The organism is Bradyrhizobium sp. 45 (genome assembly GCF_023073155.1).
Taxonomy (GTDB): domain Bacteria; phylum Pseudomonadota; class Alphaproteobacteria; order Rhizobiales; family Xanthobacteraceae; genus Bradyrhizobium; species Bradyrhizobium canariense_D.
Genome location: NZ_JADPIX010000109.1, coordinates 59,760 through 81,151, shown reverse-complemented (window position 1 = coordinate 81,151; position 21,392 = coordinate 59,760). Strand labels below are relative to the sequence as shown.

Annotated in this window: 19 protein-coding genes; 7 read left to right on the top strand and 12 right to left on the bottom strand. The window is 64.3% G+C overall.

The window, feature by feature from the left end; genetic code table 11:
* Positions 1 to 31: 31 nt before the first annotated feature.
* The 5 genes from rpsD to murI form a co-directional block, all read right to left on the bottom strand.
* Entirely contained in the window at positions 32 to 649 is a 618-nt protein-coding gene (gene rpsD / locus IVB42_RS17960; RefSeq protein WP_247470700.1) for a 30S ribosomal protein S4, read from the bottom strand.
* 196 nt (positions 650 to 845) lie between these two features.
* Entirely contained in the window at positions 846 to 1,613 is a 768-nt protein-coding gene (locus IVB42_RS17955; RefSeq protein WP_018455541.1) for an acyltransferase, read from the bottom strand.
* Between the two features lie 105 nt (positions 1,614 to 1,718).
* The gene (locus IVB42_RS17950) at positions 1,719 to 2,102 is read right to left on the bottom strand and encodes a cupin domain-containing protein (RefSeq protein ID WP_027518835.1); all 384 of its coding nucleotides are present in this window, start codon (positions 2,100 to 2,102) and stop codon (positions 1,719 to 1,721) included.
* Between the two features lie 62 nt (positions 2,103 to 2,164).
* Entirely contained in the window at positions 2,165 to 2,938 is a 774-nt protein-coding gene (locus tag IVB42_RS17945) for an aldolase/citrate lyase family protein (RefSeq protein ID WP_247470698.1), read from the bottom strand.
* Between the two features lie 61 nt (positions 2,939 to 2,999).
* Positions 3,000 to 3,797, bottom strand: a complete 798-nt coding sequence (gene murI, locus IVB42_RS17940) for a glutamate racemase (RefSeq protein ID WP_247297282.1) — start codon at positions 3,795 to 3,797, stop codon at positions 3,000 to 3,002.
* Positions 3,798 to 3,970: 173 nt separating this feature from the next.
* Here murI and IVB42_RS17935 point away from each other — a divergent pair, with 173 nt between their 5' ends.
* Complete coding sequence (locus tag IVB42_RS17935; protein ID WP_247297283.1) at positions 3,971 to 4,522, top strand: cytochrome b; 552 nt, start codon at positions 3,971 to 3,973, stop codon at positions 4,520 to 4,522.
* Between the two features lie 107 nt (positions 4,523 to 4,629).
* Positions 4,630 to 5,271, top strand: coding sequence for a glutathione S-transferase family protein (locus IVB42_RS17930; protein WP_247297284.1), 642 nt, complete (start codon positions 4,630 to 4,632; stop codon positions 5,269 to 5,271).
* A 16-nt stretch (positions 5,272 to 5,287) separates the two neighbouring features.
* On the opposite strand, the gene IVB42_RS17925 is transcribed toward IVB42_RS17930, so the two are convergent.
* Together IVB42_RS17925 and IVB42_RS17920 are read right to left on the bottom strand one after the other, a co-directional pair.
* Positions 5,288 to 6,094, bottom strand: a complete 807-nt coding sequence (locus tag IVB42_RS17925) for a cyclic nucleotide-binding domain-containing protein (RefSeq protein ID WP_018455547.1) — start codon at positions 6,092 to 6,094, stop codon at positions 5,288 to 5,290.
* A 278-nt stretch (positions 6,095 to 6,372) separates the two neighbouring features.
* On the bottom strand, positions 6,373 to 7,464 hold the full coding sequence (locus IVB42_RS17920; RefSeq protein ID WP_247297286.1) for a preprotein translocase subunit SecD: 1,092 nt from the start codon (positions 7,462 to 7,464) through the stop codon (positions 6,373 to 6,375).
* A 258-nt stretch (positions 7,465 to 7,722) separates the two neighbouring features.
* Here IVB42_RS17920 and IVB42_RS17915 point away from each other — a divergent pair, with 258 nt between their 5' ends.
* The 4 genes from IVB42_RS17915 (at position 7,723) to IVB42_RS17900 (ending at position 14,949) form a co-directional block, all read left to right on the top strand.
* Positions 7,723 to 9,630 carry an acyl-CoA synthetase gene (locus IVB42_RS17915; RefSeq protein WP_247361890.1) on the top strand — a complete coding sequence of 636 codons (1,908 nt, stop codon included), beginning with the start codon at positions 7,723 to 7,725 and terminating at the stop codon, positions 9,628 to 9,630.
* A gap of 167 nt (positions 9,631 to 9,797) precedes the next feature.
* Positions 9,798 to 11,651 carry a caspase family protein gene (locus IVB42_RS17910; RefSeq protein WP_247361893.1) on the top strand — a complete coding sequence of 618 codons (1,854 nt, stop codon included), beginning with the start codon at positions 9,798 to 9,800 and terminating at the stop codon, positions 11,649 to 11,651.
* Between the two features lie 39 nt (positions 11,652 to 11,690).
* Positions 11,691 to 13,499 (top strand): caspase family protein, encoded by a 1,809-nt coding sequence (locus IVB42_RS17905; protein WP_247297292.1) that lies wholly within the window; start codon positions 11,691 to 11,693, stop codon positions 13,497 to 13,499.
* 124 nt (positions 13,500 to 13,623) lie between these two features.
* Positions 13,624 to 14,949 (top strand): hypothetical protein, encoded by a 1,326-nt coding sequence (locus IVB42_RS17900; protein WP_085358876.1) that lies wholly within the window; start codon positions 13,624 to 13,626, stop codon positions 14,947 to 14,949.
* Positions 14,950 to 15,054: 105 nt separating this feature from the next.
* Here the strand turns inward: IVB42_RS17900 and IVB42_RS17895 are convergent, their stop codons facing one another.
* Both IVB42_RS17895 and purB read right to left on the bottom strand, forming a co-directional pair.
* Positions 15,055 to 16,227, bottom strand: a complete 1,173-nt coding sequence (locus IVB42_RS17895; protein WP_085349348.1) for a M20 aminoacylase family protein — start codon at positions 16,225 to 16,227, stop codon at positions 15,055 to 15,057.
* 108 nt (positions 16,228 to 16,335) lie between these two features.
* Positions 16,336 to 17,643, bottom strand: coding sequence for an adenylosuccinate lyase (purB, locus tag IVB42_RS17890; protein ID WP_247337346.1), 1,308 nt, complete (start codon positions 17,641 to 17,643; stop codon positions 16,336 to 16,338).
* A gap of 575 nt (positions 17,644 to 18,218) precedes the next feature.
* On the opposite strand from purB, the gene IVB42_RS17885 reads away from it, so the two are divergent.
* Positions 18,219 to 18,803, top strand: a complete 585-nt coding sequence (locus IVB42_RS17885; protein WP_018455555.1) for a TetR family transcriptional regulator — start codon at positions 18,219 to 18,221, stop codon at positions 18,801 to 18,803.
* A 57-nt stretch (positions 18,804 to 18,860) separates the two neighbouring features.
* Here the strand turns inward: IVB42_RS17885 and IVB42_RS17880 are convergent, their stop codons facing one another.
* The 3 genes from IVB42_RS17880 to IVB42_RS17870 form a co-directional block, all read right to left on the bottom strand.
* Positions 18,861 to 19,163, bottom strand: coding sequence for a hypothetical protein (locus IVB42_RS17880; RefSeq protein WP_018455556.1), 303 nt, complete (start codon positions 19,161 to 19,163; stop codon positions 18,861 to 18,863).
* A 143-nt stretch (positions 19,164 to 19,306) separates the two neighbouring features.
* Positions 19,307 to 19,954, bottom strand: a complete 648-nt coding sequence (locus IVB42_RS17875; RefSeq protein ID WP_085385056.1) for a response regulator transcription factor — start codon at positions 19,952 to 19,954, stop codon at positions 19,307 to 19,309.
* A 7-nt stretch (positions 19,955 to 19,961) separates the two neighbouring features.
* Complete coding sequence (locus IVB42_RS17870) at positions 19,962 to 21,332, bottom strand: histidine kinase (RefSeq protein WP_085361683.1); 1,371 nt, start codon at positions 21,330 to 21,332, stop codon at positions 19,962 to 19,964.
* Between the last annotated feature and the right edge of the window lie 60 nt (positions 21,333 to 21,392).

Here is a 21,392-nt window from a genome sequence, read left to right as displayed (position 1 = left end):
CGGCGAACCGGGGCCTTTCGATATTCAGATCTTAGCGCGAATAGAATTCGACGACCAGATGCGGCTCCATCTGCACCGGGAACGGCACGTCGGAGAGGTGCGGGATGCGAATGTATTTCGCGGTCATCTTGCCATGGTCGACTTCGAGATAGTCGGGGGTGTCACGCTCGGAGAGCTGGCTGGCTTCGAGGACGTGGGCAAGCTGCTTGGATGATTCCTTGACCTCGATCACATCGCCGAGCTTGACCAGATAGCTCGAGATGTTGACCTTGCGGCCGTTCACCTTGACGTGGCCGTGGTTGATGAACTGGCGCGCGGCGAAGATCGTCGAGACGAACTTGGCGCGGTACACAACCGCGTCGAGACGGCGCTCGAGCAAGCCGATCAGGTTCTCGCCGGTGTCACCCTTGAGGCGGCTGGCCTCGACATAGGTGCTGTGGAACTGACGCTCGGAGATGTTGGCGTAATAGCCCTTCAGCTTCTGCTTGGCGCGGAGCTGCACGCCGAAGTCGGAGAGCTTGCCCTTGCGGCGTTGGCCGTGCTGGCCGGGGCCGTATTCGCGGCGGTTCACGGGGCTCTTCGGGCGGCCCCAGATGTTCTGGCCCATACGGCGATCGAGCTTGTACTTCGCCTCACTGCGCTTAGTCATCGCGTCCTCTTCAGGTACTTGGTTTGAGGAAACGCGCCCTCCTGTGTGACGGGCTAGCCCGGCACTGACAGGTCCGATCCCAAAGCTTAAGGGACAGGACCACGGGTCGCGAAACGCTTCGCGGGCCGAAATCGGCCCGCGAGCAAGCGGCTTTTAGGGGGATTTGGGGCTCGCTGTCAATGCGAATGGCCCGGAATCACGTTCCGACTGCCCGGATCGACTTCGACCCGGCCGCACGCAATTCGGCAGCGATTTCAGTGTTCAGGACCTGTTCCAGCCGGGTCAGGACGCGGGCGATCGGGGCGGCGTCGGTGACCCGATGATCCCAGCGGATCACGACATGGATGGTCTGGTCAGGCCCGACCACCCCATAGCTGACGATGAAGGGGCCGGGCGTGATCGGGTGAAGCTCGCCACCGCCATAGGCGGCCACCGAGCTCACTGCGAAGCTGCCGAACCAGTTGCCGCGCTGCCGGCCGAAATTCAGCCCGATCGCCCAAGACAGCCGCCGCAACGGCAGCGGCAGGCGGGTCGCCCGCATGATCTTGCGAAACATGGGAATTTCGTCGATCGGGGCGGTCTTTGCGTGCCGGATCTCGGCGTCGACCGCAGTCAGCGTCATGGCCTCGGGAGCCGCGATTCGCTGCGGGATCACGCATTCCTCGCCGCCCTCGACCCGGGCAATGGCCACCGACGCTACGCTCTTCGGCAGCTCGTAAAGCGACGGCCAGGGCCATTTGGCATAGACGGTACGCAGGACCGGCTCGTCCCTGGCGACGAGGGCAAAAGCCTTGACGAACATGGCCGCCCAGCCGGCTGGCGCCATCGCGCCCGCGCGGGCCTCCAGCAGGGGGCCAATATCGAGCGAACGGGACAGGGACACGAAGGGCACGCCCATCGAGGCGTGCATGAGGTCGATAATCAGGCGACGCGGCAGCGAAATGGTCTTGGGCGTCCCGCGCATCGCTCTTTGGTTTCCCCTGATTAAAGTTTGTGCAGCGAGCGGGGTTCCCGCTCGCCGCCTGCTCTAGCACGAACCAACCCGCATGGGGCCGGTCGGTTCGCCGCATCAGGGCGCCGGCGAGGCCAGCGGCTTAGTCTTGTCGACGACGTAAACTCCAAGCACTTTCATAGCCTTATCGCCGTGGGCTTTGGCGTCATGCACGACGCCCGCCGGGATCTGGTAGGAATCGCCGGCTTTCAGCGTCTTTTCCGGCTGCCCGTCGATGAGGAGATTGAGTTCACCTTCGAGCACGTAGCCGGTCTCGATGCCCGGATGGGTATGGCGTCCGGCCGCGCCGCCCGCCGGGACCTCCGCGATGGCCGTGATGGTGTTGTAGCCATCCGGAAACTCGACCTTCTGGAGCGGGGTGCGCTTGATGCCGGGCTGCTGGGCGAAGGCCGCAACAGCGAGGCCGGTGAAGGCGAGAGCGAGCAAAGTCTTTTTGAGCATGGTTTTTCCTCCCTGGAACGGCTGAGCCTAGCAGCGCCGCGGTTCCCGGCAAGACTCAATGGCTAGCGCTTGATCCCCTCGAACGCTGCTATGATGCCGCGCTGGAATAGCGACCAGTCGAAGCCGAGCGCGATCGCGCGGTAGCCGCGGTCGACCAGGGCGTTGGCCTGGTCCGCGGTACGGGCCACACCGCCGATCGGCACACCGCTTCTGAGGATGCCGGCCTCGGCCCGCGCCACCAGCTCCAGCAATTCCGGATCGTCCATCTGGCCGCGCTTGTTGATGGAGGTGGCGAGATCGCCGGGGCCGATCACAGCTACATCGATGCCGGGCGTGGCCATGATCTCGTCGATGCGGTTGACGGCGTCGACGTGCTCGATCGTGATCATGCAGATCATCTCGTCGTCGGCGCTGGCCATGTAGTCCGGCATCGACTGGCCCCAGCGGAATGGCGCATGGAACGGACCCCAGAGCCGATCGCCGCGTGGAGGATAGCGCACGCTGCGCACTGCTTTCTCGGCCTCCGCGCTATTGGTGATCATCGGGAAATTGATGCCGAAGGCGCCGATGTCCATCGGTGCCTTCGCAAGCCATGGCTCGTTCGCCGCGATGCGCACCAGCGGCGTGCATGGGGTGCCGGTGGTGGCCGCGATCATCGCATGTGCTTCGGTCAGTCCAATCGGCCCGTGCTCGAGATCGACGATGATGCAGTCGAGAGAGCGCGCCATGATCTGCACGGTCTGCACGCTCGGGATCGTCGCGATCGCGCCGAAGGCAGGACGACCCTCGCGCCAGAGCTGGCGAAGACGGTTGAGCGGCGTGGTCGGGACGGACATGGGAAGAACCTGTAGGAAACGACGACGGCGGACCCTAGCAGCGGGGCGTCGAGGCGCAAGATCAGGCTGGAATGCGGCCGCCGAAGAACGGCGTCAGCATGGCCGAAAGGCCATGCACGCGGTTCGAGGTGAAGATCATTTCGGCGCCGGATTGCGCGATGCCACCGGTGTGCGGGCCGAGCAGATCCGAGACGCGGCGGGCGATCGCGGGCGCCGGATCAATCCAGTCGACCGGCCAGGGGGCGAGCTTTTTCAGCCGGTCGAGCAGCAGCGGGTAATGCGTGCAGGCGAGCACCACGGTGTCGGTGCGTGCGCCTGCGTCCCCGGCATCGCCCACGAAACACGGGGCGAGCTCGGCGAGGATGGCGTCGTCGCTGACGGGAGAGCCGCTGAGCTCGGATTCAGCCAGCGCGGCCAACTCGGGCGAGCCGACCAGTGTCACCTCGCAACCCTGCGCGAAATCGCGGATCAGCGCCTTGGTGTATTCGCGCTTCACCGTGCCCCTGGTGCCGAGCACCGACACGCGCCGGCTCCTCGACTGCGCGCAGGCCGGCTTGATCGCCGGCACCGTGCCGACGAAGGGCAGGGAATAAGCGGCGCGCAGATGCGATAGGACCAGCGTGGACGCCGTGTTGCAGGCGATCACGACGAGGTCAGGATCGTGCATGCCGATCAATTCCCCCATCAGCGGCACCACGCGGGCGATGATCTCGTCCTCGCTGTGGTGGCCATACGGGAAGAAGGCGTCGTCCGCGACGTAGACGTAATGCGCGTCGGACCGCGCAGCCACGACCTCACGCAGGACCGTGAGGCCGCCAAGGCCGGAATCGAACACCAGAATCGTCGGGGAATTGGTCACGTGAACACTCTAGCCCGCCATGGTTACCATTCGGTTTTTGGGGCGGTTTTGCGGCAGGGGCACTTAGGGCTATTTTGGAACGATTCAATTTCGCGACGGCCACATGTTCCCGGTATCAGCTGCCGTACTGCGGTGCGGACAGGGACAGGCCCGCAAAACTCCGGAGCACCGACATGATCAGAAATACCAGTTACGGCTGGGGCAGCATTTCCCGATGGCTGCACTGGAGTCTGGCGCTGACCATCATCGGCATGATCGGCTTCGGGTGGTGGATGAACCATATCCCGGCGCGTCCCGACCGCTTCTTCTACCGCTCGATCCACGCCGATATCGGATATGTGATCCTGCTGCTCACGGTGCTTCGCCTGGTCTGGCGTCTCGTCGACCCGGCGCCCGCCATGCCGGCCGGGACCTCGCGCTGGCAGAAGGTCGCGGCCCATGTCAGCCACGGCGCGCTCTACCTCGCCGTCATCGTCGTCACCCTGCTCGGCTGGGCGCATTCCGGTGCGCACGCCCCTGATTATTCGGACTTCTTCGGCCTGTTTCACGTGCCGCAATTCACGGCTCCCGACCGCGCGGCGGCTGGCGTCTATGAAGACCGCCACATCCTCTTTGCCTATGTGCTGCTCGCCTTGATCGCGATTCACGTGATCGCCGCCCTGTGGCACCATTTCATCCGCCGCGACCGCATCGTGGCGCGGATGGTGACGGACGAGGCGGGGTAGGGCGGACATGGGAGGAAGCATCGCGCCCGCGATTGCTTCGCGGCGCTCGCAATGACGGAGTAAGGTGTGGGGTCACGAACTATCCAATTGCGATCGCAGGAGGCCTCATGCTCACCGTCCATCATCTCGGCAAGTCGCAGTCCGAGCGTATCGTCTGGCTGTGCGAGGAGCTGGGGATTCCCTACGAGTTGAAGCGCTATGCGCGCGATCCCGTCACCATGCTGGCTCCGGCCGAGTACAAGGCGCTGCATCCGGCTGGCACGGCGCCGGTGATCACCGACGGCGAGTTGGTGCTCGCGGAATCCGGCGCCGTCGTCGACTACATCGTTGCAAAATATGGCAACGGCCGACTCGTGCTCGGTCCCACTGATCCCGCCTTCGCGCAGTTTCTGTATTGGGTTCATTTCGCCAATGGCAGCCTGCAACCCGGTATGGGACGGATGATGATCCTGAACCGGCTCGATCTCGCCAAGGACAATCCGACCCTGCTCGCGATGAAGGGGCGTCTCGATCAGGCCTACGATCTTCTCGACGCAAGGCTTCGCGAGGCCGAATATCTTGCGGGCAGCGCCTTCACGACCGCCGACATCATGACAGTTTTCTCGCTGACCACGATGCGCTACTTCCAGCCCTATGACCTCCAGCGCTCTCCGAACGTGGTCAAATATCTCGGCCGCATCAGTGCGCGGGCGGGCTATCGGCGTGCGATGGAGAAGGGCGACCCGGGCATGGCGCTGCTCTTGGACTGAGCGGCGAGGCGATCGCTCACGCGATCCTGTTCGTGGTGGCGGCCCTCTCTGTTGCCAGCTGCTTCTGCAGGCGCTCGATGTTTTGCAGCAGCCGCTGGCTGGTCAGCACCAGGAAGTAATAGCCGAACTGCGGGTCCTGGAAGTAGATCTCGAGCAGCCGGTCGTAGGTGATCGTCAGCACCTGGCCGTCCTCGATGCATTCGACCGTTCCGGTGCGCCGGTTGTCCGGCGTGAGGAAGCCGAGTTCGCCCATGAGCGTTCCGGGCAGGATCTCGATGTTGATCTCCTTGACCAGGAACTTGCCGGTGACGGTGAGGAACATCTCGTTAGCCGGATCGCGCAGCTTGAACAGCGTATCGCCGCGACGATATTTGCGTTCGGTCATGAACGGCTTGAGCCATTCGATCGACATGTCGCCTTCGGCTGCATGGCGCGCCTTCTTGACGAGCTTGAGCATCTGCCGCAGGCGCAAGGCGTTGATCGGTAGCAGCAGGAGATAGAGCAGGAAGGTCGACACGTTGGCGGAGAGCGCGCCGAAGACGGCGAAGAACGCGCAGCCGACCATGTTGGCGACGCGCAGCGGCACCATCGTTCGCATCAGGAGGGTGGCGACGAAGAAGCCGGCGCCGACCGCGGCGAACATATTGGCCAACGTGATGTTCTGGACGAAGATCTCCAGCATCCGATTGAAGATCGAGTCATAGGTGACGTTGTTTGGATCGAGGCCCATCTGGACCAGGATCTTCGCGATCCTGAGGTTATCCGTCGCCGCCTCGAGAATGCGGTCGAGGATCGACGAAATGTCTGTGCTGCCGGACGGCATGGTACTATCCCCGCGTAAGGCCTTCAGTCCCGGTCGGTATTCTCGACACCTATAGCCGAAATCGAACGACGACCGCTTGAATGAAGTTTTGGGCCGCCGTGCCGCAAGAGGCAAATTTTAGCCTGATCGGGCGTTTCGGCAATTGCCTGTTTGGCGGTGCATATGGCCGTGGCGCGCCCGCGATTCGGGGGCCAGTGGGTACGAGCCTCGGCGTGGTCGACCTCGGCGGCCGACCGGGCGAGGGGGACCAGGCGTGGGCGTGGGGCGATCCCCCCGCCTTAGGGCTTGGCGGGCGGCACGACCTCCTGCTCGACCAAGCCGAGGTGCCCCGGCAGTGAACCAGCGCGCAGCAGCATGGCGACGCTGTTTGCTTCCTCCAGGGTGAAATTGCCGGAGATCTGGCCCGAGCCGCCGGTGATGGGCTCGCGGATGATGGGGGCGGAGATCACCTTGCCGTCGAGCACGATGGCGAAGGGCTTTGCGATATTCTCTTCGGTGATGTGGGCAAAGCGCCGCGTGCCGCGGCCGTTGAAGCGGAACGAGGCGATCGGCTCTTTCGTGGCGCTCGCAAACCCCGGGCCCGCATAGCTGATGTCGTCGCCGTCGAGCACGCTGTCCTTGGCGACCAGATAAAGGCTCTTGTCCTTGAAGCCGGGCAGGACTTCCGTGCCTGCCGGTGGCGTGCCGGATTGCGCCTGCTCCGGCGGCACCGAGAGGTCGATCAGGCGGAAGCCGACCTTGACCCTGCGGGCGAAGACCGCGGTGACGCGCTCGGGCTCCATCACACCGGGCAGGAAGATGCGGATGCGGTCGGTCCCATCGGGCTGGACGCTGGCCAGCTGGACGCCGGCCTCCTTCAGACGCTGCTCGATCATGGCGATGGCATCTTCGACGAGTTCGTGCAACCGCGCGGCGGATGCCGCATTGGTCGGCACGAGCCTGACCAGTCCGTCGCCGTCGGTCACGGCGAGTGCATGCGACGGCAATCCTTCCGCGGCCGACGCGAGCTTGCGCGCGAGTTGCTCGCGGCCCTTGACGTCGGCAATCTTCAACTCAACGCCGCCGTCGCGGATCGCAAGACCGGAGAAGGCGATCTTGCCCTCGCGCAGGTTCTTGTAGACGTCGTCGCGCAAATCCGTGACTACGCTCTCGCGCAGGCCATCGGTGTCCACCTTGTAGACGATGCGTGACCCGCCGAGCTTCTCCATCTTGTCGCCGATGAAGGCCGAGATCTTGGCGCGCATCTTGTCGAGCTGGCCGTCCTCGGCGAGTGCCGCGCGGGGGAGGGCGATCACCGATGTCATGATCCCCGCTGTCACGGCGAGCGCGATGAACAGCCGGGTAGCGCAATCCCGCGGGGGCGTAGTCATGATCACCTCAGTCTTGCGCCAGGGCGCTGGCGAGGACGCCGGCATGTGAGTCCTATGCCAGTTCTTGGTCCCCGGATCGGGCGCGCAGGTTCAAAAGCCTCTCACCACAGCCCGATTACGGCGGCCGTTAGGTCATGGACGAACGCCAAATCATCCATCATTCTGCCCGTGCTCGGCCGGCCATCGGTCGAGGCCCCGCCAACCCAAAAGTCAAAAGACAGGGCGCGGGGAAATGCATCTGAGGGAGGACGGAATTCCATGGCGGGCATCCATGCGCTCGATCGGCTCATCGGCAGCGACTATCCCGACCTGGCGACGGACGCAGAGGTTCGAGCCTTCGAGCAGGTCCCTTACGCCGATCGCGTCGCGGCCGAGAGCACTTACGACGCCGTCAGGCTGGGTGCGGTCCGCAACCCCGACGGGCCGGCGATCCAGTTCCTGCAAAATGCCGATCCCGCCGACACGCCGGTCGTGGTCACGTACCGCGACTTCATCGCGCGCGTCACGCAAGCGGCCAACATGTTTCACGCACTCGGCGTGGAGAAGGGCGACGTCGTCAGCTTCATGCTGCCGCTGGTGCCGGACGCCTTTGTAACGCTGTTCGGCGCGGAGGCCGCCGGCATCGCCAATCCCGTCAATCCGCTCCTGGAGCCGCACCAGATCGCTGAGATCCTCGAGGCCGCGAATACGAAGATCCTGGTGGCGCTCGGGCCGATGCCGGGCACCGACATCTGGCAGAAAGTCGAGCAGATCAGGCCGCAACTCAAGCAGCTCAAGGCGATCGTGCAGGTGTTCGGTGCTGGCGATCCGGCGAGAGGAATCTTTGCCTTCAACGACCTCATCAAGCCGCAGCCTTCGGACCGCCTTATCAGCGGACGCAAGATTCTCGGCAGCAACATCGCCGCCTATTTCCACACCGGCGGCACCACCGGCACGCCAAAGCTGGTGCGGCACACGCATGCCAACCAAGTCTATCAGGCCTGGGCGCTCAATCTGCTGCTGAAGTCGAAGCCGGGCGCCAACATGCTGTTCGGCATGCCGCTGTTTCACGTCGGGGGCTCCTTGACGCAGGTGCTGACGACGCTGTCGGCTGGCGGTTCGCTGGTCGTGCTGTCGCCGAGCGGATGGCGCAACCCGAATGCGGTGAAGAACATCTGGCAACTGGTCGAGCGCTTCAAGCCGGAGGCGCTGTCGAGCGTGCCGACGGTACTCGCCGCGACGCTCGCGGTACCGCCTGGCAATGCAGACATCTCCAGCCTGAAATATGCAGCCGGTGGCGGCTCCGCGATCCCGGTCGCGGTGGGGTCTGCGATCCAGGACAAGCTCAAGCTGCCGGTCGTCGAGGTCTACGGCATGACCGAGACCTCGAGCGTGCACACGCTGGCCTATCGGTCGCGGCCGATCCGGCTCGGTTCGGTCGGCCTTCCCATGCCTTACGCGCGGGTCCGCATCGTCCAGCTCGATGCCGAGGGCAAGCTGATCCGCGACTGCGCGCCGGACGAGATTGGCGTCGTCATCATGGCTGGCCCAGGCGTGTTCGGCGGCTATCTCAACGACGAGCACAACAAGGGTGCCTTCGTCGACGAGGTCTGGGTCAATTCCGGCGATCTTGGCCGGCTCGATGCCGACGGCTATCTCTGGATCACCGGCCGCGCCAAGGATCTCGTGATCCGCGGGGGCCACAACATCGATCCGGCGCCGATCGAGGAGATCATGTTCCGGCATGCCGCCGTCGGCTTTGCCGCCGTGGTCGGCCAACCCGACGCCTATGCCGGCGAGCTGCCGGTCGGTTACGTGCAGCTGAAGCCGGGCGCGACCGTCGAGCCGGGCGAGTTGGAGACATGGGTGCGCGAGCGTACGCCGGAGCGCGCAGCTGTCCCGGTGCAGGTCATCCCGATCGATCCGATGCCGGTGACGGGCGTCGGCAAGGTGTTCAAGCCGCAGCTGCGCTGGGACGCAGCCCAGCGCGTGTTCACGAAGGTGCTGACACCGCTCACTGAGCGCGGCATCGACTGCAAGGTCAGGGTCGGTGCTCACGGCAGCCACGGTTCGATCGCGACTGTGACGCTGGCGGGCCTGCCGGCGGATCAGCGCGAGGCGGTTGCGAGCGAGGTGCACGCACTGCTTGCACCGTTCGTGATGCGCCATGAGGTGGTGCAAATGTAGCGGACCCAACAGACGGCTTCGACCGTCGGCCCGAAAGCGGGGCGACGCTTCGCCGCATTATCCATAACGCCGGTAGAGCCTCTTATGTGACAAATATCACATAGGAAGAGTTGGTAATTGAGCGATGGTCCGAATAGTCTCGTGGAATTGCATCCGGGGGGACGCAAGTGATTCCGTTTCGGATATTTGTTTTGTTGATTTTGGCCATTGGCCTCGCCTGCGGACCAGCCCATGCGGACCGGCGGGTGGCGCTTGTCATCGGCAATTCCGCCTACAAGAGCGCGCCCAAGCTCGGCAATCCCGTCAACGATGCCACTCTGGTCGGCGGCATGTTCAAGAAGGCGGGCTTTGATTCCGTCGATGTCAGGCTGGATCTCAGCGCCAGCGAGATGCGGCGCATGTTGCGCGAGTTCGCCGGCAGGACCCGCGATGCCGATATGGCGGTGATCTATTACGCCGGCCACGGCATCGAGCTGGAAGGCACCAACTATCTCATTCCGATCGACGCGACGCTGGAGACGGATGGCGACGTGCTCGACGAGACCATCCCGGTGGAGCGCGCGCTGTTCGCGGTAGAGCCGGCCAAACAGCTGCGCCTGATCATCCTGGATGCCTGCCGCGACAATCCGTTTTCCAAGACCATGAAGCGAACGCTGGCTTCGCGCGCGATCGGACGCGGACTCGCCAAGGTCGAGCCGACCAGCCCCAACACCATGATCGCCTTCGCGGCAAAGGCCGGTTCGACTGCGTCCGACGGCGATTCGAGGAACAGCCCGTTCGCCACCGCGCTGGTCGAGCACTTGCCCAAGCCGGGCCTAGATTTGCGCAAGGCGTTCGGATTCGTGCGCGACGACGTGCTGAGGAGCACCGGGAACAAGCAGGAGCCCTTCGTGTATGGCTCGCTGGGCGGCGATGACGTGCCGTTGGTTTCTGCCAAGCCGGCTGCAACCGGTCCGCAGGCAAATCCGCAGGATTCGATTCGCAGGGATTACGAGCTCGCGCTGCAGCTTGCCACGCGCGACGGTTGGGAAGCCTTCCTGGCGCAATATCCCGAAGGCTTCTATGCCAATCTGGCCAAGGGCCAGATGAACAAGATCGCTGCTGAAGAGACGCGCGCGTCGGCCGAGCAAAAAGCGAACGCGGCCGAGCAGCAGAAGGCAAGGCTCATTGCCGAACGCGCCCAGAAGGCCGAGCAGGACAAGGCGGCCGCGGCTGCCAAGGCCGCCGAAGAGGCCCGGGTCGCGGCGGAGAAGCAGAAGCAGATCGAGCAGGCAAGGGCGGACGCGGCCGAGCACCAGCGCAAACTGGCTGAGGCTGCCGCGGCAAAAGCACAAGCCGAGAAGCAGGCAGCGGAGAAGGCCAGGGCCGAGCTTGCCGCCAAGCAGGCCGCCGAGAAGGCGGAGCAGGCGGTAAAACCGGCGGCCGATCGGCAGATGCCTGAGGTCGAGCAGAAAGTTGCAGCCCTTGCGCCGGCGCCGGCATCCACATTGTCGGTGGCTGATCTGACGAAATCACTCCAGAGCGAACTGCGCCGCGTCGGCTGCCTGTCCGTCACTGCGGACGGCGACTGGAATTCAGCTTCGCAGCGCTCGCTGGCGCTGTTCAACAAATACGCCGGTACTCAGTTCGATGCCAAGCTCGCCAGCGCCGACGCGCTCGATGCCCTGAAAGCCAAGCCGGGACGCGTCTGCCCGCTCATTTGCAATTTCGGCTCCAAGGCCGACGGCGATCAATGCGTGAAGATTACCTGCCGCGCCGGCTATCGCGTCGGTGATGACAACGAGTGCGAAAAGACTCAGGAGAAGAAGCCGGTCGCCACGCGTGAGGATTCGCGGAGGCGGGATACGGACCGGAAGGCAAGCGAATCTTCGCCGTCCAGGCCTGAGGCGAGTGGACAGATTATTTGCAGCTCGACGGGATGTCGCCCGGTGCAAAAGGGATGTCGGCTTGTCAGCGGGACGATCCCCGGCAGGGTTAGTTCGAATACAGCCACAGGCGGCAACTTCGAGGTCTGCAATTAGGGTGTCACAGGCAATCGCCCGTAAAAGGCTCGGCGTTTCATGATCGTCTTGCGATCTCTTTCACTGTTGATTTTCGGTCTTTGGCTGGGGTGCGGATCGGCCCAGGCCGACAAGCGCGTTGCGCTCGTCATTGGCAATTCCGCTTACAAGAACGCACCGCGGCTTGCGAACCCGGTGAATGACGCCGGGCTCGTGGGCAGCATGTTCAGGAACGCGGGTTTCGATACGGTCGAGATCCGGCTGGACCTCAATGCCAGCGAAATGCGGCGATCGCTACGCGAGTTCGCGGCCAGGACGCGCGATGCCGACATGGCAGTCATCTACTATGCAGGCCATGGCATCGAGCTGGACGGCAGCAACTATCTCGTTCCGACCGATGCGATGCTGGAAACTGACGGTGACGTCCTCGACGAGACGGTCGCGCTGGATCGCGCGCTGTACGCGGTCGAACCGGCCAAACAACTCCGTCTCGTCATCCTCGATGCGTGCCGCGACAACCCATTCGCCAAGACGATGAAGCGCACCCTGGCCTCGCGCGCGATTGGTGGCGGACTTGCCAAGGTCGAGCCGACCAGTCCGAACACGATGATCGCCTTTGCGGCCAAGGCGGGATCGACGGCGTCGGATGGCGACTCCCGCAACAGCCCGTTCGCGGTCGCGCTGACCGATCATCTCCCGAAGCCCGGGCTCGACTTGCGCAAGGCATTCGGGTTTGTCCGTGACGACGTCTTGAAGAAGACCGGCAACAAGCAGGAGCCGTATGTCTATGGCTCCCTGGGCGGCAGCGACGTGCCGCTGGTGCCGCTGAGGCCAGTCGCCGCAGCAGGTCCGCAGGCGAACCCGCAGGACAGTGTGCGCAAGGACTACGAGCTGGCGCTTCAGGCCGGCCTGCGCGAAGCCTGGGAAGCATTCCTCCAGACCTATCCGGACGGCTTTTACGCCAACCTCGCTCGTGTGCAGTTGAAGAAGATTGCCGCCGAGGAGGATCGCACGGTGGCGACCGAGAAGGCGCGTCTGGCCGAACAGGAGAAGGCGAGGCTCGCGACCGAACGAGCCCAGAAGGCCGAGCAGGAGAAAGCCGCCGCAGCTGCCAAAGCCGCGGAAGAGGCGAGGATCGCGGCCGAGAAAGCCAAGCAGATCGAGCAGGCCAAGGCGGAGGCGGCCGAACGAGATCGCAAGGCGGCGGAAGCTGCCGCGGCCAAGTCGCTCGCGGAGAAGCGGGCGCTCGAGAAAGCGGCGACGGAGGCCGCAACGAAGCAGGCGGCGGACAAGCAGGCGGCTGATGCCGAAAGCAGGAAGGTCGCCGCGCTGTCGCCGCCGCCAAGCTCCCCGCCGCCCGGCGATCTCGCGAAATCCGTTCAGAGCGAGCTGCGCCGCGTCGGCTGTCTTTCGGCCGCCGCTGACGGCGATTGGAACGCCGCATCGCAACGCTCGCTGACGCTGTTCAACAAATATGCCGGCACCCAACTCGACGCGAAGCTTGCAAGCGTCGACGCGCTCGATGCGCTGAAGGCGAAACCAGGACGCGTCTGTCCGCTCGTATGCAATTTCGGCTTCAAGGCCGACGGCGATCAATGCGCGAAGATCACCTGCCGCGCCGGCTATCACGTCGGCGATGACAATGAATGCGAGAAGGTGCCGGAGAAGAAGCCGGTGGTCACGCGCGAGGATTCGAAGAGGCGCGACCAGGACCGCAAGGAGGCGGAGTCCGCGGCTCCGAAGTCGCAGTCCTCTGGGCAGATGATCTGCAACAACGCCGGCTGCAGACCGGTCGCAAAGGGCTGTCACCTCGGGCCGGTGCCCAATGCGAACGCCAGCGCCAAGATCACCGGCGAGGTCTGCAACTGAGGGCCAGGCAGCGGTGATGTCCGGCCGGACCAGACACGTCTGCGGTTGAGGTGAGGGCAGGCGACACGAGGCTTGCGTGCCCCGCCGCAAGCGAGCATCATTCCCAAAAAAATGGGGAAAACCGATGCTTGAGCTCTCGCGCCGCAGTCACCTTCAGCAATTGTCGGCCGTGCTCGGATCCGCCGCGCTGCCTGGGTGGTCGAGATGCGCTAGGGCTTCGGAGGCAGACATTCCCCCCGAGGGCATCGGCAAGGGCATCAAGCACATCTCCTACAGCGACATCGGCGGACGGCCCGACAGCGTGCAGGTGATGTTCAACCGGCAGCATGTCTATGTCGGACATATGTTCAGCGACGGCGTGACGGTCCTGGACGCATCCGATCCGCGTGCGCTGAAGCCGGTCAATTTCTTCACCGCGGGACAATACACTCGCACCCACCATTTACAGGTGGCGGAAGACCTGCTGCTGCTTGCAAACGGCGCCAACATCGTCGCGATGCAGTCCTACGACAATATGCGCGGCTATTTCGAGAACACGCTGGTCGACAGCATCACCAAGGCCAAGAAATTCCGCTGTGGGCTGTCGATCCACGACATATCGAAACCGAACGAGATGCGCGAAATCGCATTCCTCGAAATGCCCGGCTTCGGCATCAATCGGCTGTGGTGGCCGGGCGGCCGCTATGCCTATGTATCGGCGCATCTCGACGGGTTCACCGACCACATCCTTTGCGTGGTCGATCTCAAGACCATCACCAAGCCGGAGATCGTCGCGAAATGGTGGCTGCCGGGCATGAACCGTGCGGCCGGCGAGCCGGCAACGCCGAAGGGCAAGCGCTTTGCGCTCCATCACATGATCACGGCGGGTGATCGCGGCTATGCTGCCTGGCGCGATGGCGGCTTCACCATTCACGACATCAGCGATCCCGTGAATCCAAAGCTGCTGTCCCACATCAACTGGTCGCCGCCCTTCGCCGGCGGGACGCATACGCCGCTGCCGCTGCCCAAGCGACAGCTCGCAATCGTCGCCGACGAAGCGAACGCAGACAATTGCGCCAAGGGGCTGTTCCATACATTCGTTCTCGACGTGCGCGCGCCGGCAAATCCGGTGCCGATCGCGACCCTGCCCACCCCGCGCGACCGCGATTTCTGCACGAACGGCACCTTCGGTCCGCATAATCTGCACGAGAACCGCCCGGGCTCGTTCCAGAGCGAGGAGACGATCTTCGCAACCTACAACAATGCCGGCGTCAGGGTGTTCGACGTCAGGGACGCCTTCGCACCGAAGGAGATCGCGTATTGGGTGCCGCCGACACCGAAAAAGCTCATCGATCCGCGCCCGAACGTCGCGCTCGCGGCCAAAACCTGCGACGCCTATGTCCGGCCTGACGGGCTGATGTTCGTCTCCGACTGGAACGCCGGCATGCACGTGCTGCAATATCAGGGATGAGCGGTGTTGTAGGGTGGGCAAAGGCGCGAAGCGCCGTGCCCACCATTTGCAGCGGAGAAGTTTGTGGTGGGCACGCTTTCGCTTTGCCCACCCGGCGGACCTGCACTAACCCGCCGGCATCCGCGTCTCCACCAACCGCGCCCAGAACGATGCGCCGTGGCCCAAAATGTTGTCGTTGAAGACGTAGGCCGGGTGGTGGCACTCGTTGCCGTCGCCCATGCCGACCAGGATCATCGCGCCGGGGCGTGCTTCCAGCATGAAGGAAAAATCTTCGGCGCCCATCATGGGAATGAACTTGTCGTTGACGCGCTCGGCACCGACGATGTCGCGGGCGACGTCGGCGGCAAGGCCGGCCTCGCGCGCATGGTTCATCGTCACCGGATACATCCGCGTGTATTTGGTCTCCGCCGAGCCGCCATAGGCGCGCGCGATGCTCTCGGCGACTTCGCCGATGCGGCGCTCGACGAGATCGCGCACTTCAGGGTCGAGCGTGCGCACGGTGCCGCCGAGCTCGGCGACCTCGGGGATGATGTTGAAGGCCGTGCCGGAGTGGAATTGCGTGATCGAGATGACGGCTGATTTGAGCGGGTCGACGTTGCGGGACACGATCGACTGCAGCGCGTTGACGATCTGAGCGCCGATCAGCACGCTGTCGATCGACTTGTGCGGACCCGCGCCGGCATGGCCGCCCTTGCCGTGCACCGTGATCTGGATGTTGTCGGAGGAGGCGAGCATCGCGCCGGGTGTGGTCGCGAAATGGCCTTCGGGCAGGCCCGGCATGTTGTGCATGCCATAGACCTCCTGGATGTTCCAGCGCGTCATCAGCCCGTCCTCGACCATCGCCTTGCCGCCGCCGCCGCCTTCTTCCGCGGGCTGAAAGATCACCACGGCCGTGCCGTCGAAATTGCGCGTCTCGGCGAGGTATTTGGCGGCGCCGAGCAGCATCGCGGTGTGGCCGTCATGGCCGCAAGCGTGCATCTTGCCGGGGACCTTGGAGGCATAGGGTACGCCCGACGTCTCCATGATCGGCAGCGCATCCATGTCGGCGCGCAGGCCAATGGTCTTGCCCGAGGCGGACTTGCGGCCGCGGATCACGCCGACGACGCCGGTGCGGCCGATGCCCGTCACCACCTCGTCGCAGCCGAACTCGCGCAAGCGGTCGGCGACGATGCCGGCGGTGCGGTGGACGTCGTATTGCAGCTCCGGATTCTCGTGGAAGTCATGGCGCCAGGCGGCCATTTCGTCGGAGAGGGCGGCAACGCGGTTGACGATGGGCATGAGGGAGGTCCGCCTTGATTTGTAGCCCGGATGAGCGAAGCGAAATCCGGGATTTTTTGTGGGAAAAGTCCCGGGTGTCGCTGCGCTCACCCGGGCTACGAATGACGCTCAGCTTTCGCCGAACACGCGCTTGAAGATCGTGTCGACGTGCTTGAAGTGATAGCCGAGGTCGAACTGCTCGTCGATTTCGGCGTCGGTGAGATACTTCTTCACGTCAGCGTCCTTCTTCAGGAGCTGGAGGAAGTCGCCCTCGCCGCGCCAGACCGGCATGGCGTTGCGCTGCACGAGCTTGTAGGCGTCCTCGCGGCTTGCGCCCTTCTGCGTCAGCGCCAGCAGAACGCGCTGCGAATGCACGAGGCCGCCGAGGCGGTCGAGGTTCTTCTGCATGTTGGCGGGGTACACCAGCAGCTTGTCGATCAGGCCGGCGAGGCGGACCAGCGCGAAGTCCAGCGTCACGGTCGCGTCGGGGCCCATCATGCGTTCGGCAGAGGAGTGCGAGATATCGCGCTCGTGCCAGAGCACGACGTTCTCCAGCGCCGGGGTCACATAGGCGCGCACCATGCGCGACAGCCCGGTGAGGTTTTCCGAGAGCACCGGATTGCGCTTGTGCGGCATCGCGGACGAACCCTTCTGCCCTTCGGAGAAGAACTCCTCGGCTTCCAGCACTTCGGTGCGCTGCATGTGGCGGATCTCCACCGCGAAACGCTCGACCGAGGAAGCGATCACACCGAGCGTCGAGAAATACATCGCGTGGCGGTCGCGGGGGATGACCTGCGTCGAGATCGGCTCGGGGACGAGGCCCATGGCATTGGCAACATGCTGTTCGACGCGCGGGTCGATCTGGGCAAAAGTGCCGACCGCACCAGAGATGGCGCAGGTGGCGACTTCCTTCCGCGCCGCGATCAGGCGCTCCCTGGCGCGCGAGAATTCCGCATAGGCATAAGCGAGCTTGAGGCCGAAGGTCACGGGTTCGGCATGGATGCCGTGGCTGCGGCCGATGGTCGGCGTCATCTTGTGCTCGAGGGCGCGCTTCTTCAGCGCCGCCAGCACCTTGTCGAGGTCGGCGAGCAGCAGGTCAGCGGCGCGGGTGAGCTGGACGTTGAGGCAGGTGTCGAGCACGTCGGAGGAGGTCATGCCCTGATGCACGAAGCGCGCTTCGGGGCCGACGATCTCGGCGAGGTGGGTGAGGAAGGCGATGACGTCGTGCTTGGTCTCGCGCTCGATCTCGTCGATGCGGGCGACGTCGAAAGTGGCGTCCTTGGCCTTGCCCCAGACCGTTTTGGCGGCCTCCTTGGGAATCGTGCCGAGCTCGGCAAGGGCGTCCGCCGCATGCGCCTCGATCTCGAACCAGATCTTGAACCGGGTCTGCGGCTCCCAGATCGAGGCCATTTCCGGGCGGGTATAGCGGGGGATCATTGGACTGCTCCAGGAAGGTGGGCGGGCGACCCAGAAGGGGCGACCTGCCAAAATGCTTTTTACGCCGTGACTTAGCAGAGCGGGGAGAGCGAAACAAACGGCACCGGCAACGTAGCGGGGGATGATTGGGCTGGGTGGGGGGCATCGGCCGGCCGCGGCGCGCGATGAGCGGCACGTGCCCCGGGGCCGCAGATATTAACTGTCAATCACGGATCATTGACTGACAGATATTGAAATCTGTCAGCGAGACGTGTATATCCGTTCTCGGACGCTCCAATCGGGCGTCTGGCGGCATCCCGGGAGCCCGACGTCCCAAGCAGATGGGGGATTGAGGGTCGCAATTGAACAACAGGGACCGCCAATTGATTGGAGACTTACGACAATGACGACCGAAATCATCAATTTGACCGGGACGATTGGGCACTGGCTCAATTTACTGGTGGCGCGCCAGATCGCGGCGCAGGCTGCAAAACTGCCTCATTAAGGCGAGAGCTTTCCGAAACGACCGGCACGGGCGCTTCGGAAGCAGCTCTGTCACCGGGTAACTGAGCCCTCAACGGGAACATGGTGCTGGCATGAACGAAGCCGTTATCTTGACGCCGGAGCGGATCCTCGAAGTCACCGAGGACGTGCTGCGGCGTTACGGACTGGCCAAAGCCACCGTGGTCGACGTTGCCCGTGCGCTCGATGTGAGCCATGGCAGCGTCTATCGCCATTTCCCGAGCAAGGCTTCGCTGCGCGAAGCGGTTGCCAAACGCTGGCTTGACCGCATCGACGCGCCGCTGCTGGCGATCGCCAAGGAGCAGGGCCCGGCGCCTGACAGGCTCGACCGCTGGCTGCGCACGCTGTTCGCCGCCAAACGTTCGCGTGTGCTCGACGACCCCGAGATGTTCGACACTTATCTGACCCTGGCGCGCGAAGCCTGCGCGGCCGTCAAATGTCACAAGGACACCATGATCGACCAGATCGCGGCAATCCTGTCCGACGGCGTGACGCAGGGCGTGTTCGCCGTCGATGACGTCAAGACCACCGCGCGTGCGATCTTCGATGCCACAGTCCGCTTTCACCATCCGGCCCATGCCGACGAGTGGAAGGATGCCGATCTCTCGGCGCGTGTCGATGCGACGCTGGCGCTGGTATTGCGCGGGCTGAAGGCGTAGGCCGAATACTCCACGCGCTGTTCCAAAGCCGCTCGATCGCCCGCATGGGCGGCGCTTTTATCCGTCGACCTTGTGGGCGAGGGCACCATCGCGAAGCGAACGCGGATGGTGGGACTTTTTCCGCGCACGAAGAGCGGTACCCGCCAATGGCACGACCGGGGGGCTTTCCGGATACGCATTGACTTCAATTTCGACGAGGTCCTTCGCCCGCTTTCGAAGCCTGTAGAATGCAAGCTCCTGTTCGAGCATGGGGCAGTGGAATCGAATGGTTGCTGTGTCTGGCAAGCGGCAGAGTTCATCGATGAGCTCGCCGACAGTGATGAGCGCGGGATAGGTAGCTTCGCGGATAGCCTTACTCATGGCGGAACTCCTTCACTGCGGTACTAACTGGAGTTCGATGGCCTCCGTTCCAATCCGCATCGCAAGGCGGTCGAAATATACCTGGGAGACGCCCGCATGCGGAGGATGGCTCCGTGCGCCTGCCTTCAGGGAGGGGCAAACATCTAGATCTTCGTCAGTCCACAATTGGCTGCCAGCCGCACCAGCTGCGCGTCCGTACGCGCGCCGGTCTTGGTCTTGATCAGATAGTGATAGTTCTGCACCGTCTTGACGCTCAGATTGAGATGCGCAGCGATCTGTTCGGTCGTGGCACCGCCGGCGAACTGGCGCAGGATCTCGATCTCGCGTTCTCCCAATTGATCCAGCGCCGAGCCCGCCGACAGACTGTCCTCGGCCAAGATGTGCGCGATGTCGTCGCTCATGGCGCGCTCGCCGCGGGCAACGCTGCGGATCGCGGACACGACCGCGGACGGCTCGCTACTCTTGGTGACGAAGCCGCTGGCGCCGGCACTGAAGGCTGCCTTCACCAGAACGGCTTCGTTGTGCATGGTAAAGACGAGGATGCGCGCCCGCGGACTGCGCGCGCGGATGTTGCGGATGGCTTCCAGTCCGCTCGCGCCGGGCATCGAGATATCAAGCACGACGACATCAGGATCGCGCGCCTTGAAGGCGCTGTAGGCATCCGCAGCGTTGTCGGCTTCCGCCACGACATGCAGATCACCCTGGCTTTCCAGCACGCGCCGATAGCCTTGCCGCACGATCGGATGGTCGTCGACCAGCAGCACGGAAATGCCTGTTGCCATCTCGTTCATGCCGGCCTCATGCGGCGAGCGGGATGGTGGCGGCGACGCTGAGTCCGCCTCGGGCAGGCAGGATCGAGAATGAGCCGCCGGCCGCTGCGACGCGCTCGCGGATGCCGGTGAGGCCGAAGCCGGCCGACTGCTTGACGCGTGCCGCGTCGCCGCCGCCATCGTCGTCGACACGGATCAGCAATGCATCGTCGTCGCCCGCGCGCCGTTCCACGCTGAGCGAAATCTCGCGTGCCGCGCCGTGGCGCAACGCGTTGGTCAGGCATTCCTGCGCGACGCGATAGGCCGTGATAGCGGCCGGGCCGCTGATGTCGGTGAGGTCGCCCTTGAGATCGAGCTGGATCGTCGGCCGCGCCGAGCTCTGCGAGCGCCAGCTATCCACCAAATTCACGAGGCTCGCCTCCAGCCCAAGCTCGGCGGGCAGGGGATTGCGCAGGCGCTTCAGCGCGTCGCGCAGCGAGGCCATCAGATGATGCGTGGCCTGCGAGATCATCCGCGCGTCCTGCGCGACGTCGTTGTGCTTGTCTCCCTTCGTGCTCGCCGTTTCGATGGTGTTGGCGAAGGCGAGGATGGCCGAGAGATTTTGTCCGAACTCGTCGTGCAGCTCGCGGGCGAGCGCGCAGCGTTCGTCGTCGCGGATCTCGATCAGGCGCCGCGTCAGCGCCGCGCGCTGTTCGGTAGCCTCCTCCAGCCGGCCGCCGAGCTCGCCGACGGCGCTGCCGATCATCGCCAGCTCCATCGACCGGAAGCGCGGCAGTTTCGTGCGATATTGGCCGCGGGCCATGCGCTGCAAGGCCGTGACGATCGTGCGCGCCGGCGCCAGCGCATGCGCAATCGCGAGCGAGGCCAGCAGCGCGATCGCCGCCGCCATCAAAAGCGCGACGTCGATCACGTTGAGGATGTACTCCCAGGCAAGCGAGATGGCGGCCGTTTCATCCGGCGTCGCGACCACCGTTCCGGCGGTCGCCGCGCGGGGACTGACGGGCCGTATCACTTCGGCATGGCTGCCGAGGAAGGTCGGCACGATCGACGCGAACCAGCGCGGCGGCGTCTTGCCCAGCCCCTCGCTCTGGCCGCAGAGCGGCTTTTCGAATGCGATGGCCGGTTGGAATTCGACGCAGACGCCGGGTGAGATCAGCTTCATCGTTTCCAGCGTGCGCCACTCCGGAACCGGCAGAAGCTGCTCGCGTGTTCTGCTGCTACGCAACAGGAATTCGTGCCAATACAGGGCCTGAAGCGCCTGGGCGACCCGCTGCGCCGAGGCCGCAGTCGCCCGGTCCACGCTGCGATAGGCGTCGAACGTGGCCCAGATCGTCGCCGCGCCAAGGCAGAGCACGACAATGAGAAACAGACGGGCGACAAGCTGAAGCACAAGGCGCATGCGATCACCCCAAAGTTTGCTAAGGTCAGCCTAACAACGCCGCCGCGCCTTGCCAATTGC

What these genes read in the sequence shown, in the direction of transcription:
- IVB42_RS17945 (WP_247470698.1), bottom strand. Translation starts at nt 2,938, where the DNA reads ATGTCCGTCCCGACCACGCCGCTCAACCGTCTTCGCCAGCTCTGGCGC.
- purB (WP_247337346.1), bottom strand. Translation starts at nt 17,643, where the DNA reads ATGATCCCCCGCTATACCCGCCCGGAAATGGCCTCGATCTGGGAGCCG.
- IVB42_RS17900 (WP_085358876.1), top strand. Translation starts at nt 13,624, where the DNA reads ATGCTTGAGCTCTCGCGCCGCAGTCACCTTCAGCAATTGTCGGCCGTG.
- IVB42_RS17880 (WP_018455556.1), bottom strand. Translation starts at nt 19,163, where the DNA reads ATGAGTAAGGCTATCCGCGAAGCTACCTATCCCGCGCTCATCACTGTC.
- IVB42_RS17895 (WP_085349348.1), bottom strand. Translation starts at nt 16,227, where the DNA reads ATGCCCATCGTCAACCGCGTTGCCGCCCTCTCCGACGAAATGGCCGCC.
- IVB42_RS17935 (WP_247297283.1), top strand. Translation starts at nt 3,971, where the DNA reads ATGATCAGAAATACCAGTTACGGCTGGGGCAGCATTTCCCGATGGCTG.
- IVB42_RS17870 (WP_085361683.1), bottom strand. Translation starts at nt 21,332, where the DNA reads ATGCGCCTTGTGCTTCAGCTTGTCGCCCGTCTGTTTCTCATTGTCGTG.
- IVB42_RS17905 (WP_247297292.1), top strand. Translation starts at nt 11,691, where the DNA reads ATGATCGTCTTGCGATCTCTTTCACTGTTGATTTTCGGTCTTTGGCTG.
- IVB42_RS17915 (WP_247361890.1), top strand. Translation starts at nt 7,723, where the DNA reads ATGGCGGGCATCCATGCGCTCGATCGGCTCATCGGCAGCGACTATCCC.
- IVB42_RS17930 (WP_247297284.1), top strand. Translation starts at nt 4,630, where the DNA reads ATGCTCACCGTCCATCATCTCGGCAAGTCGCAGTCCGAGCGTATCGTC.
- IVB42_RS17950 (WP_027518835.1), bottom strand. Translation starts at nt 2,102, where the DNA reads ATGCTCAAAAAGACTTTGCTCGCTCTCGCCTTCACCGGCCTCGCTGTT.
- IVB42_RS17925 (WP_018455547.1), bottom strand. Translation starts at nt 6,094, where the DNA reads ATGCCGTCCGGCAGCACAGACATTTCGTCGATCCTCGACCGCATTCTC.
- IVB42_RS17920 (WP_247297286.1), bottom strand. Translation starts at nt 7,464, where the DNA reads ATGACTACGCCCCCGCGGGATTGCGCTACCCGGCTGTTCATCGCGCTC.
- IVB42_RS17875 (WP_085385056.1), bottom strand. Translation starts at nt 19,954, where the DNA reads ATGAACGAGATGGCAACAGGCATTTCCGTGCTGCTGGTCGACGACCAT.
- IVB42_RS17955 (WP_018455541.1), bottom strand. Translation starts at nt 1,613, where the DNA reads ATGCGCGGGACGCCCAAGACCATTTCGCTGCCGCGTCGCCTGATTATC.
- IVB42_RS17885 (WP_018455555.1), top strand. Translation starts at nt 18,219, where the DNA reads ATGAACGAAGCCGTTATCTTGACGCCGGAGCGGATCCTCGAAGTCACC.
- rpsD (WP_247470700.1), bottom strand. Translation starts at nt 649, where the DNA reads ATGACTAAGCGCAGTGAGGCGAAGTACAAGCTCGATCGCCGTATGGGC.